Here is a 13,448-nt window from a genome sequence, read left to right as displayed (position 1 = left end):
CCCCTCCCCGGTCCCTCCACCCGTCCGCTCCCTCCGCGGGATCCGCCCGTCGGGCGCGGCGAACGCCGGCGGCCGTCGTCGACGTTCAGACCGCGAGCGCGGGGGTCCCGGTCGCCTGCAGCAACGTCGCGACGTCGACCACCCTCAGTCCTCGTTCGGTGAGGCGGTCGAGAAGATCGGGCAGGGCCTCGATGGTCCGGGCCCGCGACAGGGGCGCGCTTTCCGAGCCGACGATCCGTCCGCCGTCGTGAGCCAGGATGATCGAGCCGGGCCGGATCGTGGAGACCATCTGCTCGACCCCGGCGGCGACCGGCTGATGGTTGACGAAGTGCTCGACGCACGCGTCCCAGAACACGGTCCGGTACGCGTAGGAGTCGGCGAGCGTGCCGACGATCGCGTTCGTGCGCCCCCTCGGTGGTCGGAACAGGTCCGGTTCGGGGCAGCCCGCGGCGATCAGCGCGTCGTGCGCCTGCTGGATCTCGACACGGACCTGCTGGGCGGTCAACGTGTCGAGGCTGCGGTGGTCCTGGGTGTGGTTGCCGATGCCGTGGCCGCCGTCCAGGATCCGCCGGACCAGCTCGGGCTCGGCGGCGGCGTTGGCGCCCACGAGGAAGAACGTGGCGCTCATGCCCCTGTCCGCGAGCAGGTCGAGAACGGCGGGTGTGTACAGCGGGTCCGGACCATCGTCGAAGGTCAGGGCCACGATCGGCTCCGTCGTCGGGATGCGGAACAGGGCCTCGGGCTGAGCAGCGTGCCGCTCGGCGGTGGTCACGGTCGGCCCCGCGCCGGCAGCCGCGCCCGCGCGCCGGCCGGCGAGCGCGTACCCGCCGACGACGCCCGCCCCGCCCGCGAGCGCGGCGAGCACGAGGGAGCGTCGGGTCAGCCCTCGAGACGACGCGCCCGTGCTCGGCTCTGCCGGCGTCACGCCCGGACCGGTCGAGTCGTGGCGCGTGACACGGTCGCGGTGGTGGACGCCCGCACGAGCGGGAGAACGGTCGGCCAGGACATGCGGCCCCTCTTCCTGGTGTGCCTGGCAGCGCTGCCCGGGCCTCGTGGTGGCGAGTGTCGCGTCGCACCCTAACGAGCAACGTCGCTGATGGTGGGCGAAACGAGCCGCTCATCACCCGCCCGCGCCATGCGCCACGCCGACGCCCCGCGCCGTCCGGGTGCTCGACGGAGATCCCGCTCGGGCTCGACGGTCACCGTGCGGCACCACGCGCGCGGGACGCGGGCGGCCCGACGGCCGGTCGACGGCGTCAGGCCGAGGGCACCGGGTGGACCTCGACCCGCCAGGCGCCGGGCCCTCCGTCCAGCACCGCGATCGCCCCGTTGGGCAGGCTGCCCGGGTCGGTGCCCGTCAGCTCCCCGACGATCAGGCGCAGCACGGTGCCGTGCGACACCACGACGCCGTCCGTGCCGGCGTGCTGGGCTGCCAGGGCGTCCAGGGCGGCGAGCGACCGCGCCAGCACCTGCGCCGTGGACTCGCCGCCTTCGTAGTCGCGGTCGGGCCAGCGCGTGCGCGCCTCGTCGATCAGCATGCCCTCGGCCACGCCGAAGCCCCGCTCGATCAGGTCCCGCACCTGCTCGCGGAGCTCCAGTCCCGCGACCTCCCCGACGATCTCGGCCGTCTGCACCGCGCGCGGGGACGTCGACGACGCGAGCCACCGCCAGTCAGCGCCCGTCGCCGAGCCGGCTGCGACGAGCCGCCCGCCCGCCTCCTGCGCCTGCGCGCGGCCGATCTCGTTGAGGTCGAGCCCGTGCCAGCCCTGGTAGCGCCGCTGGATGTTCCAGTCGGTCTGGCCGTGGCGGATCAGTGCGACTCTCATCAGACCTCCGGGGTGGGGACGCCGATTCTAGGAGCCGGCACGCGGCCTCCCGTCGGCGTCACCGCCCGACCCCGCCCGGCACGGTCTCGGTCCCGGCCGTCGCCGCCAGGCGGGGCTGGAAGACCCGGACGTTGAGGTACCACGCCGCGGCGCCGCAGACGAGGACGAGCACGAACAGCGCGGTGAAGCCGACGTGGTCGAGCACGGGTGCCAGCGCGAGCACGACGACCGACGACAGGAGCATCGAGATCGACAGCAGGATGCCCACGTACAGCGGCGACTTCCCCCGCGGGCTCACGTCGCCCAGCATCAGCATCGTCACCTGCATGTAGCACGCGTTCGCCAGGTTCGCGAGCACCCACGCGACGACGAACGCCGGGAACGAGTGCGCCACCAGCCCGACGACCCCCGCCGCCGTCGCGACGACGGCAGCGACCGGCGACAGCCTGACCGGCCCCTTGCGGTCGATGAAGAACCCGAAGACGAGGCTCACCGCGACGCCGGTGACGATCGCGAGGCCGGCGAGCAGGGACACCTGCGCCTCCGAGGCCGACAGGTCCCGGATCGCGTGGAGCGTGTAGAAGGGGATGAGCGAGTTCGCGACCACGAGGGCGACGCACGACCCCACCATCGCGCGGAACACCGGGTCGCCGACCAGCGTCGCGGGGATGGCCTTCATGTACTCGGCGACCCGGACGGGGTGTCGCGGCTCGACGTCCTCCCCCTCGTCCATCAGCCAGAAGCCGGCGGCGTTGGCGAACAGGAACAGCAGGCCGATGCCGAACAGGACCATGAAGTCCTGCGGGTAGGAGACCCGCTCGATCGTGACGGGGATGAGCGCGGCCATCGCGAGCGAGATGAGGCTGCCGATCGCGATGCCCACCCCGCGCATCCCGGCTCGCCGGTTCGGCGGCAGGAGCTTGAGCACGAGCGGGACGTTGAACACCGTCCCCGACCCGGAGAACAGGTTGAAGACCGCCCAGGAGGCGAGGAACACCCACGTCATCGTCGACGGGTTGCCCGCGAGCAGGGGCATGGACACGACGAAGGCGAGGAACAGCACCCGCTGCAGGAACAAGATCCAGGCGAACGACCGCCCCATGCGTCGCACCCGGGAGCAGAGGGACACGAAGACGGGCTGCGAGACGAACGAGCACACGGAGACGATGGCCGTCGCGATCGCGAACTGCAGGGTCGACGCGTGGAGCTGGTCGAAGAGCAGCGGGATCACCGTCGTCATCGAGATCAGCGCGGTCGACGGCTGGAACGTGACGCCGTCCAGGAAGAACAGCAGGACGTTGCGCCGGACCGTCCGCGGACCGCCGTAGCCGGCGTCGACTGCGGCCTGCGTCATGGAGTTCCTCCGGGATCGAGCGAGGGCGCGGCAGAGCCGCGGGGGCTCCCGGCCGACGCCGTGGGGCGGGGAGCGAGGACGAGACGCGTGGCCTGCGGCCAGCGGGTGGCGTGCGGCGCGAGGCCGCGCACGCGTGCGCTGCGCGAGGTCGCGCAGAGGCGAGGGTTCAGCGCAGCGGCGCGGCTGCGCTGAACCCTCGGCCGGGACGATCGAGCGGATGCCCCGTCACGCCAGGATGCGGCGCGCGTTGTCCTGGTAGACGGCCCGGAGCAGGTGCACCGGGAGGTCGACGCCCGACACCTGCCAGCGGCCCTGCGGCGGGATCTCCGCGCCGGGCGAGTAGTCGAACGACTCGTCCTGCGTCTCGAGGAACCGGAAGTGGTTGCGGTACGCCTCGGCCGAGACCGGGTAGATGTCCGTGCCGAACAGCACCCGGTCGGGGAACCGCTCCACCATCCTCGCGAACCGGCGCGGCTGACGGCCGATCTCCGCCATGCGACCGGCGATGTCGACGTGGAAGTTCGGCGCCTTCGCCATCAGCGCCTCGACCCAGTCGAGGTCCTCGGCGACGCAGCCGACGTGGGCGCCGATGTAGGTGGTGCCCGGGGTGGCGACGACGAGGTTGGCGAGGCCCTCGACGATCCGCTCGAACGTCGGGAACCTCGTCGTGTCACCGAACCACCAGTCCCGGCTGTGCATCAGCTCGTCGAGCCGCTCGTTGTGCACGTCGAGCGGGTCGAAGAACGCCTTGGGGTCCGACACGTGGATGAGGATCGGCAGCCCCAGCTCTCCGGCGCGCGTGAGGATCCGGATGACGCGCGGGTCGTCGGGCAGGATCTTCGAGCCGTCGGCGTCCTCGACCCACAGGCCGAGGTTCTTCCAGACCTTGATGCCGCGGGCGCCGCGCGCGGCGCTGTCCTCGAGCTGTGCGAGCAGCGTCTGCTCGCCGTCGGGCTCCGCGAGCCGGTCCCAGTCGACGTGGCAGAACGTGACGAAGCGGCCCGGGTACGCGCGGTCGTACCGCTCGACGTTCGCGGTGACCTCGTCTCCCCAGCGACCGTCGAGGTTGACGATCGTCGTCACGCCGACCTCGTCCATCATCGCGACGAGCGCGGCCGGGTCCTTGATCAGCCAGTCGCCGTCGTCGCTGAGCCAGCGTCCGAGGTGGTTGTGGATGTCGACCGCCGGGAACGCCGGGTGGTCGACGGGGGTGACGGTGGCGGTCATCCGGCTGCGGGGCCGCCACTCGCGCAGCGGCAGGTTGACGATCGCGTCCCAGTCGGCTTCAGGGGCAGGCATTCTGCGTCTCTCAATCTGTGGAAATCTGACGTGCGACGGGGCGTCAGCCCTTGATGCCGCTGGAGGCGATTCCTTCGAGCATGTTCTTCTGGAACATGACGAAGAGGACGATCATCGGGATGCTCGCCAGGAAGGACCCCGCCATCAGCACGGGGTAGTTCGTGAGGAACTGCCCCTGGAGCGTGGACAAGCCGGCGGAGAGGGTCATCTTCTCGGGGTCGTTGTTCACGACCAGCGGCCAGAGCAGGTCGTTCCACGACCAGATCGCGGTGAGGATCCCCAGCGCGAGCATCCCGTTCTTCGCGAGCGGGAGCATGACCTTCCACCACACCTGGAACGGGTTGCACCCGTCGAGCCGGGCTGCCGCGTCCAGCTCCGCCGGCAGCTGCAGGAAGAACTGCCGCAGGAGGAAGGTCCCGAACGCGCTGAAGATCCCGGGCAGGGCGAGGGCCGTCACCGTGTTCAGCAGGCCGAATCGCTGCATGAGCTGGAACTGCGAGAGCAGGAACAGCTGGGACGGGACCATCAGCACCGACAAGAAGGCGATGAAGATGGCGTTGCGTCCGGGGAACTCGAGGCGCGCGAACGCGTACCCGGCCGCCGCGCAGAAGAAGACCTGGCCCACGGTCCGTGCCACGGTCATGATCACCGTGTTGAGGAACTGGGCACCGAACGGCAGCGTGGCGAAGACGTCCGTGTAGTTCTTCCACACCGGGCTCGACGGGAAGATCGTCGGCGGCACGGAGATCGACTCGGCGTACGTCTTGAGCGAGGTCGAGACCTCCCAGAAGAACGGGAGGACCATCAGCACGGAACCGACGATCAGCACCACGTGGATGGCCGTGTGCGAGCGCTTCGGCCCGACGGCGCTCGTCGCGGGGACTCGGTCACTCATAGTGCACCCACCGCTTCTGGACGCGGAACTGGAAGGCCGTGATCAGCAGGATCAGGGCGAGCAGCACGAAGGCGATCGCGGCGGCATAGCCGCCGTCGCCCTGCAGGATGCCCTTCGCGTAGAACAGGTAGACCACCGTCTGCGACTCCTCGATCGCGGGGCTGGCCTTGCCGACCATGAGGTAGACGAGGTCGAACGCCTGCAGCGCGTTGATCACCGTGATGACCGTGACGAAGAACGTCGTCGGCGTCAGGAGCGGCATCGTGATGCGGAAGAACTGCCGCCACGGGCCTGCGCCGTCGATCGACGCGGCCTCGTAGAACTCCCCCGGGATCGACTGCATCCCCGCGAGGAAGAGCACCATGTTGTAGCCGAGCGAGCTCCAGATGGACACGACCCCGACCGCGTAGATCGCCGTCGCCGGGTCCGACAGCCAGTGCGGGCCGTCGACGCCGAACACAGCGAGGAACTGGTTGAGGATGCCGGTGTCGCCGTTGTAGATGAGCTTCCACACGAGCGCGATCGCGGCGGGCATGGTGACGACGGGCAGGAAGTACAGCGCCCGGTAGACGCCCACCCCGCGCAGCCCCTTGGTGTTGAGCAGCGCCGCGAGCCCGATCGACAGCGGGATGCCGAGGAGCGTCATCACCGAGAAGATCACGGTGTTCCACAGCGACCGCAGCAGCTCGGGGTCGTGGAAGACCTGGGCGTAGTTGTCGAGGCCGGTCCACTCGTGGCCGCCGAACGTCCCCCACTTCGTGAACGAGAAGTAGAAGGTCTGGATCGCGGGCCAGATCGAGAAGACGGTCAGACCGACGGCCGTCGGCAGGATCAGGAGATAGGCCCAGTACCGGTCACCGTGACGCAGCGAGCGCCTCTTGGTGCCGCGGGGGGGCAGCGGCGTCGGCCGCCGCTGCCCCTGCTCGACCGGCGGCACGAGCTGTGAGGTCACCTGTCGAGCCCCCGGTCACTTCTCCGCGGCGAGCGCGTCGTTCATGATCTTCGCCGAGTTCGCCGCAGCCTGGGCGGCGGTCTCGTCGCCCGACCACGCCTTGTTGAACTCGAGCTCGATCGGGTCCTGCCACGCGGCGGAGTTCATCGACGACGGGTACTGCGACGAGTTCTTCAGCGCGTCGACGAACACCTGGAGGTTGAACTCCGGGAAGGCCTTCACCCAGCCGTCCGCGGTCCCCTTGTAGGCGGGGATCACGATGCCGGCGTCGGCCTGCGCGGTCTCGGCCTCCTTGCTGCCGAGGTACTGCAGGAACTTCCACGCGGCGTCGGGGTGCGCCGACTTCGCGGACATCACGTTGCCCAGGCCGTTGCTGACGCCACCCGGCTGGTCGAGCTTCGGCATCGGCGCGACGTTCGCGTTCTGGGCCGCGTACGGGATCTCCTTGAACTCGGCGGCGGCCCACGAGCCCTCGAAGATCATCGCGGCCTTGCCGGACGTGAACCACGTGTCGGCGTCCGTGTCCGTCATCTGCTGCAGCGACGGCGACACCTTGTCCTTGTTCACGAGGTCGACCCACACCTGCACGCCCTTGATGGCCTCCGGCGTGTCGTACCCCGAGGACTTCTTGTCGTCGGAGATGACCTGCCCGCCGGTCTGCGGGATGGTCGAGTAGTAGCTCTGCTGCGGTGCCGACTGGGCGACGATGCCGTACTGGCCCTTGCTCGGGTCGGTCAGCTTCTTCGCCGCCGCCACCATGTCGGCCCAGGTCCAGTCAGCCGTCGGCTCGGCGACGCCTGCGGCCTTGAACAGCGCCTTGTTGTACCAGAGCCCGATGGAGTCGATGTCCTTCGGGATGCCGTAGACCTTGCCGTCGAACGTGTAGGCCTTCGTCTGGATGTCGATGTAGTTCGACATGTCGATGTCGGAGCCCTTGAGCTTGTCCGACAGGTTCGCGAGGACGCCGCCGCTCGCGTACGTCGCGAAGTTCGACTCGTTCATCCAGAAGACGTCGGGAGCGGCTCCGCCCGTCGCCGCCGTCTTGAGCTTCGTCCAGTACTGGTCCCACGGCGTGATCTGCACCTTGACCGTGATGTTCGGGTTCGACTCGTGGAACTTGTCGGCGATCTGCTGCATCACCTTGCCCTGCGTGTCGTCCCAGACGCCGTAGCTGATCGTGACCGGACCCGAGTCACCGCCACCGCCGCCGTTGCCGGACGAGCTGGAGCAGGCGGCGAGCGCCGTCACGGCCGCGAGGCCGGCCGCAACGACGAAGGCGGTCCGCTTGGTCTTGCTGTGCGCGCGATTCACGTTCTTCTCCTTGGGGGTTAGGCGAGCGTGTGCAGAGCGGGGATGAGTCGTCGTGCGTTGTCCCCGACGACCCCGGCGGCGAGCTCCGGTGGCAGGTCGAGGGCCGAGATGCGCCACCGGCCGTTACCCGGCGGCTCGTCGGCGTCGTACGGGAAGTACTCGTCGGCCGTCTCGAGGAACCGGAAGTAGATCTCGTAGTCCTGGGCGGTCGGCGGTGAGACGTCGGTGCCCAGGACGACCCGGTGCGGGTGGTCCTCGATGAGGCGCTTGGTCCGGCGCGGCTGCCTGCCGAGCTCGGCGATCCGCGCCGCGATGTCGACGTTGAAGTTCGCGTAGGTGCGCAGCATGCGGTCGACCCAGTCGAGGTCCTCGGCGTAGCAGCCCACGTGGGCGGCGACGAACGTGACCCGCGGGTTCGCCGCCACGGCCGCCTCGAGCGCGTCGAGGAGCCGGGCCAGCGGCGGGAACTGCGGGCCCATGAACTGCCAGTCCGGGTGCCGGAGCAGCTCCTCGAGCCGTTCGTTGTGCCGGTCCAGCGGCTGGAAGAACGCGGCGGGGTCGGCCGTGTGGACGGCGACCGGCAGGCGGGTGTCCGCCAGGGCCGACCACATCCCCCCCAGGCGCGCGTCGTCGAGGAAGATCGGCTCGTCCCTCTCGTCGCGCAGGCGCAGGCCGATGTCCTTCCAGAGCTTGAGCCCGCCCGCCCCACGTGCCGCGGAGTCGACGACCGAGGCCGCGATCCGCTCCGGCCAGCCCTTCTGCGACGTCTCGTCCCAGTCGACCCGGGCGTAGCTGACGAACCGACCGGGGTGGGCCCGGTCGTAGCGGTCGAGGTTGGCCTCGAGCTCGTCGCGCCAGCTCCCGTCGAGGTTGACGACGGTGGCGACGTTGCACTCGTCCATCAGGCCGACGAGCGCCGGGACGTCCTTCACGCGCCAGTCGTCGTCGCTCCACCGCCCGGTACGCAGGTGCGCGTGCCAGCGCCCGAGGTGGTTGTGCGCGTCCACGGCGGGCGTCGAGGCGCGCGGCACCCGGTGCGATGCCAGCCTCACCGTCGGGCGCGGCGCGAAGTCGCGCAGGGCCAGCCCGTCGAGCTCTTCGACGTCCATCGAGCGGAACCTCCTCGTACCAGGGGTCGTGCAGCACGCGCACGGGGCAGGGTCGGGCCACCGTGCGCGCCCGTCGTCTTCAGGCGCGTCGCCGTGGCGTCACACGTCGGTGGCGCGGACGGCCTCCAGCAGGCGCTCGCGCGCCGACCGTCCGAGCGGGGTGCCGGCGAGGTGCGCCGCGTACAGCGCGGCTCCCACGGCCGGCGGGTAGAGCGGCTCGCGCAGGTCGTAGCGCCGGGTCGCCCGGGCCAGCAGCGTCGCGAACTCCTCGCGCACGCGCGGCGAGGAGAAGACCCCGCCGGAGCACGAGACGGGCACCTGCTCGTCGTCCGCGTAGCCGAGCCGGGTCGCGGCCGTCTCCACGAGCGCGGCCAGCTCCCCGGCCGCGTCCGCGAGGATCTGGCGCGCGGCGGCGTCGCCGTCGTCGGCAGCCTGCGCGACCACGCGGGACATCGCGGCGACCTTGCCGCGATCGCTGCCCCAGTCCCCCAGGACGATCCCGATCACGTCGAGCTCGTCGCCGGCGCCGACGTGCTCGCGCACCACGTCGAGCAGCGGGCCGGGCGCGAGGCGACGGTCGCTCATGCGGCTGAACGCCTGCAGGCCGCGCACGGCGATCCAGTACCCCGAGCCCTCGTCACCGAACAGCTCGCTCCAGCCGCCCACCCGCACGTGACGGCCGTCGTGCTCGCCGTAGCAGATCGATCCCGTGCCGGCGACGACGTTGATGCCGTCCTGCGCGCCGAGCGAGCCCGCCCAGCCGGCGACCATGTCGTTCCCGCAGGAGTAGCGGTCGTGGCCGAGGGCGGCGCGCGGAGCCGCGTCGAGGTCCGCCGTCCGGCTGCTCGACTCGCCGTAGCCGGGGAGCGCGAAGAACGCGTGGGCGATGTCGTCCGTGCCGAGGCCGGCGATCGCGCACACCTCGCGGACCCCGGCGGCCAGCACCTCCCCCATCACCCGCACGCCGTCCGCGCCGCCGAGGTAGTACGTGCTGGTCGCCCGCACCTCGCCCGCGATGCGCCCGTCGTCCGTGACGACGCAGAACGCCGTCTTCGTGCCGCCGCCGTCGACGCCGAGGAACGCCGTCATCGATCCGCCTCGAACGGATGCACCGTCACGCCCTGCACCACCCGGTTGACCTGGCCGTCGGGCCACGGGGTGTCGGGCTTGATCCCGAGCTCGAGGGAGGCGTTCATCGCCAGGAGCTGCGCGACGAGCACGAACACCAGGCCGACGAGCGCGTCGGGGTCCTCGGCGAGGTGGGGCACGGCCCACGGGCCGTCCGGCTCGAGCGCCGCGCTCGGGCTCGCGCCCACGACGACCACGTTGTCGCTGCCCATCTGCGCCTGGAGCTCGGCGACGATGTCCTCGTCGTAGAGGCGGACGTACGGGTCGTTCGACAGGTACACGATCGCCAGCGTGCGGTCGTTGACGACCGACTTCGGGCCGTGCCGGAACCCGAGCGAGGAGTCGGAGTAGCTCACGACCTCGCCGGCGGTGAGCTCGAGCACCTTGAGCGCCGACTCGCGGGCCAGCGCCGCGAGCGACCCGCTGCCGAGGTAGACGACGCGGTCGTAGCCGCGCGCGGCGAGCTTCGCCACGTCGTCCGGGGTCCGGCGGAGCACCGCGGCCCCCGCCTCGGCCAGGCGCTCGGCGACGCCGGAGTCCAGCCCGCTCGGCACGAGGGCGAGCCACGTCGCGAGCACCATCGACGTGAAGCTCGACGTCATGGCGAAGCCCTCGTCGTGCGACTCGGGCGGCATGAGCAGCACGAGCGAGCGCTCCGACGCCGAGTGCGTCCGCGCGAGGTGGCCCTCGGCGTTGCACGTCACGATCAGGTGGTAGACCGACGACAGGCACCTGTCGGCGAGCTCGGTCGCGGCGACGCTCTCGGGGCTGTCGCCCGACCGCGCGAACGAGACCAGGAGCGTCGGGACGTCCTCGACGAAGGCCTCGCGGGGGTTGGTGACGATGGCCGTCGTCGCGACCGCGTCGATCGTGCGGGACAGCGCGCGCGCCAGCGCCGGCGCGAGCAGCTCGCCCGCGAACGCGGAGGTACCGGCGCCCGTCAGGACGATGCGCAGGTCGCCGCGCGACAGGAGCGGCTCGAGGAAGCCGCGCACGGTCTCGCGTCGCCCGGCGAGGTCGGCGGCGAGCCGGCGCCAGACGGCGGGCTGCTGGGCGATCTCGCGGCCCGTCGCGCCCGCGCGCTCGTCGAGCGTGCCCCGTCCGTCGTCTCCGAAGGCCGTCTTGGGGAGCATTGCGGTCACGACTTGTTCCTCTGGCTCAGGGGGTTGCAGGCGAGGTCGTAGGCGCGGAGCACGTCACGGACGTGGTCGAGCGCGAGGGCTTCGGGATCGGTGGTCAGCCGGCCGTCCCGGACCCGCTCGTACTGGGTCGGCAGGTGCGCGCTCAGCAGGGGCAGCGGTGCGGGCCTGCTCCGCAGGTTGCGCACCAGTCGCGCGACCGCGTCGTTCACGCGGGGGTTCGGCCAGTAGTAGCGCAGGCGGTCGCTGTAGCTGTAGCGGCGGGCGATCCGCTGCTCGTCCTCGTCGCCCTCGTAGTAGCCCTTCCACCAGCGCGGCTCGTCGACCATGACCGCGTCGACGACCTCGGGCAGCGCCGACCGCTGGCTCTCGGGGAACAGCTCCGCCTCGATCGCGGCGAGGCCGAACAGCGCCTCCCGCAGGGCGAACGTCACGCCCGGACCCACCTTGAGCACCGCCCAGTGGTCCTCGACCAGCGCCGTCAGCCGCTCGACGGTCTGGTAGTCCGTGGAGTGCGCCTCGAAGACGAGGTCGCGGCCCTCGAGCACCTGGCTCAGCGCGGCCGTCCGGGTGCGGTCGTAGTCGACGACCTGGACCGCGTCGAACTCCACCCCGGGCTGGACGACGAGCGCGGCCACGCGGTCCCACGCCTCGCGTGCGCCGACGGCGGCGAAGGCCCGCTCGTGCGCCTCGAGCGTCGCTCGGGCGGCGTCGGGCGACGTCGGCGTGAGGCGGTCGATCACCTCGTGCGCGCCGCCCGGCACCGGCACCTCGGTGCCGATGACGTAGCGGAGGTCGCTGCGTCCGAACGTCCGCTCCGCCGCCGCCTCGGCCACGACGGCGAGCCGAGCGGCCCGCTCGGCGACGACCTCGTCGGTGAGCGGGGTCGTGTCCGTCGCGCAGGGGTAGGTGCAGTCGAGGTGGATCTTGGTGTAGCCGGCCTCGACGTACGCCGCGACGAGGTCCTCGCTGCGGCGCATGGCCTCCTCGGCCGGCAGCGCGCGCCACGTGTTCGGGCCGAGGTGGTCGCCGCCCAGCACGACCTGCTCGCCCGGCAGTCCGGCGCGGTCGGTGATCGAGCGCACCAGGTCGCGGAAGCCCGACGGGCGCATCCCGGTGTAGCCGCCGAACTGGTCGACCTGGTTGCTGGTCGCCTCGACGAGCAGCACGCTCCCGTTGACGGCGGCCTCCTCGGCCGCCGCACGCAGCACGAGCGGGTGGGCCGAGCACACCGACGTGACGCCCACGGGCTGCCCCGCGAGGTGCTGGTCGAGCACGGCCCCGAACCTGTCGCTCACGCCCGCACCGCCGCGACCGTGCCGCCAGGGCAGCCCGTGCTCACCGCGAGTCGCGGACCGCGCCCTCGCGGCGTGGGGCGGCTGCTGCCATGGCGGGGTTCATGCACGGTGATCTCCTGGTGCTCGACGTGCGCGGCGCTTCCACCGCTCATTCGCGCAGGCGGCCCCCGGAAGAGGCGCTCCTGCGTGCTTGCGAGGGAAACGTAGGTCGAGCGACTGCTTCGGTCAACGTTTCTGCGTCAAACGATCACTCTTGCTGCGCGCATCAAGCAGTTCACCGCTCAGGTGGGCCGCAACTGGACGCCGCACGTGCGGGCTAACGGCGGCGCTGGTCAGGCGACGACGACCTCCACGCCGGCCGCACGGATGCGTTCGAGCTCGTCGGGGTCGGCGGACGCGTCGGTGACGAGCGTGTCGACCTCGTCCAACGACACCATCTGGGCGAGCGTCAGCCGACCGACCTTCGAGCCGTCCGCGACGACGATCGTGCGCTCGGCGCTGGCGACCATCGCACGGTTGGTGCGCGCCTCGATCTCGTCGTAGGTGGTCACGCCCGCGCTCGCCGCGATGCCGTCCGCGCCCAGGATCGCGGTGCCGACGTGGAGCGCCCCGAAGGTCCGCTCGGCGAGCGTCCCGACGAGCTCGAGCGACTGCGGGCGCAGGGAGCCGCCGGTGACCACCACGCGCAGCGCCGGATGGGCATGGGTGAGCTCCGCGATCGTCAGCGAGTTGGTCACGATCGTCAGGAGCGGGTGGCGCGTGAGCTCGACCGCGACGCGTGCCGTCGTCGTCCCGCCCGAGAGCGCGACGGCGTGCCGCTCGTGCGGGATCCGCTGGGCGACCGCTCGCGCGATCGCCTGCTTCGCCTCCTGGAACTTCGTGTCCCGCAGCTCGACCGGCAGCTCCGAGCCCTGGTCGAGCGCCACGACCCCGCCGTGGGTGCGCTGCACCAGGCGCTGGTCGGCGAGGTCGGCCAGGTCCCGGCGGGCCGTCGCCGGCGAGATCCCGAGCGTCTCGGCGAGCTCGGCGAGGGTCGCCTCGCCCCGCTCGTTGACCAGGTCGAGGATCTGCACGAACCGCCGGGTCCGCTTGCGCGAGCCCGCTTCGACGACCGGCACGTTGGTTGACATCGCCCCT

12 protein-coding genes are annotated in these 13,448 nt (G+C 71.5%); all 12 read right to left on the bottom strand.

Annotation, left to right across the window (positions count from 1 at the left end; genetic code table 11):
• Positions 1-85: 85 nt before the first annotated feature.
• The 12 genes from QRT04_RS13870 to QRT04_RS13815 all read right to left on the bottom strand — a co-directional run bounded on the left by QRT04_RS13870 (position 86) and on the right by QRT04_RS13815 (position 13,441).
• Complete coding sequence (locus QRT04_RS13870; protein WP_289456094.1) at positions 86-925, bottom strand: polysaccharide deacetylase family protein; 840 nt, start codon at positions 923-925, stop codon at positions 86-88.
• A 331-nt stretch (positions 926-1,256) separates the two neighbouring features.
• Positions 1,257-1,826 (bottom strand): histidine phosphatase family protein, encoded by a 570-nt coding sequence (locus QRT04_RS13865; RefSeq protein ID WP_289456093.1) that lies wholly within the window; start codon positions 1,824-1,826, stop codon positions 1,257-1,259.
• A 58-nt stretch (positions 1,827-1,884) separates the two neighbouring features.
• Positions 1,885-3,180 carry an MFS transporter gene (locus QRT04_RS13860; RefSeq protein WP_289456091.1) on the bottom strand — a complete coding sequence of 432 codons (1,296 nt, stop codon included), beginning with the start codon at positions 3,178-3,180 and terminating at the stop codon, positions 1,885-1,887.
• Between the two features lie 225 nt (positions 3,181-3,405).
• The gene (locus QRT04_RS13855; RefSeq protein WP_289456090.1) at positions 3,406-4,479 is read right to left on the bottom strand and encodes an amidohydrolase family protein; all 1,074 of its coding nucleotides are present in this window, start codon (positions 4,477-4,479) and stop codon (positions 3,406-3,408) included.
• Positions 4,480-4,522: 43 nt separating this feature from the next.
• Positions 4,523-5,374 carry a carbohydrate ABC transporter permease gene (locus QRT04_RS13850; RefSeq protein ID WP_289456088.1) on the bottom strand — a complete coding sequence of 284 codons (852 nt, stop codon included), beginning with the start codon at positions 5,372-5,374 and terminating at the stop codon, positions 4,523-4,525.
• Positions 5,367-6,326 (bottom strand): carbohydrate ABC transporter permease, encoded by a 960-nt coding sequence (locus tag QRT04_RS13845; RefSeq protein ID WP_289456087.1) that lies wholly within the window; start codon positions 6,324-6,326, stop codon positions 5,367-5,369. Before QRT04_RS13845 ends, QRT04_RS13850 begins: the two co-directional genes overlap by 8 nt.
• A 15-nt stretch (positions 6,327-6,341) precedes the next feature.
• On the bottom strand, positions 6,342-7,637 hold the full coding sequence (locus tag QRT04_RS13840) for an ABC transporter substrate-binding protein (protein WP_289456086.1): 1,296 nt from the start codon (positions 7,635-7,637) through the stop codon (positions 6,342-6,344).
• 17 nt (positions 7,638-7,654) lie between these two features.
• On the bottom strand, positions 7,655-8,746 hold the full coding sequence (locus tag QRT04_RS13835; RefSeq protein WP_289456085.1) for an amidohydrolase family protein: 1,092 nt from the start codon (positions 8,744-8,746) through the stop codon (positions 7,655-7,657).
• Between the two features lie 99 nt (positions 8,747-8,845).
• Entirely contained in the window at positions 8,846-9,835 is a 990-nt protein-coding gene (locus QRT04_RS13830; RefSeq protein WP_289456084.1) for an N-acetylglucosamine kinase, read from the bottom strand.
• A complete protein-coding gene (locus tag QRT04_RS13825; protein ID WP_289456366.1) occupies positions 9,832-11,007 on the bottom strand; it encodes an SIS domain-containing protein in 1,176 nt (391 codons plus the stop codon). Before QRT04_RS13825 ends, QRT04_RS13830 begins: the two co-directional genes overlap by 4 nt.
• Positions 11,008-11,012: 5 nt before the next feature.
• Positions 11,013-12,311, bottom strand: coding sequence for a D-tagatose-bisphosphate aldolase, class II, non-catalytic subunit (locus tag QRT04_RS13820; protein ID WP_289456083.1), 1,299 nt, complete (start codon positions 12,309-12,311; stop codon positions 11,013-11,015).
• 332 nt (positions 12,312-12,643) lie between these two features.
• A complete protein-coding gene (locus QRT04_RS13815; protein ID WP_289456082.1) occupies positions 12,644-13,441 on the bottom strand; it encodes a DeoR/GlpR family DNA-binding transcription regulator in 798 nt (265 codons plus the stop codon).
• Positions 13,442-13,448: the final 7 nt, after the last annotated feature.

Origin of the sequence: Cellulomonas alba (genome assembly GCF_030362835.1) — a bacterium.
Taxonomy (GTDB): Bacteria; Actinomycetota; Actinomycetes; order Actinomycetales; family Cellulomonadaceae; genus Cellulomonas; species Cellulomonas alba.
The sequence above is the reverse complement of the archived record's forward strand: the minus strand, read 5'-3'. Positions and strand labels throughout refer to the sequence as shown.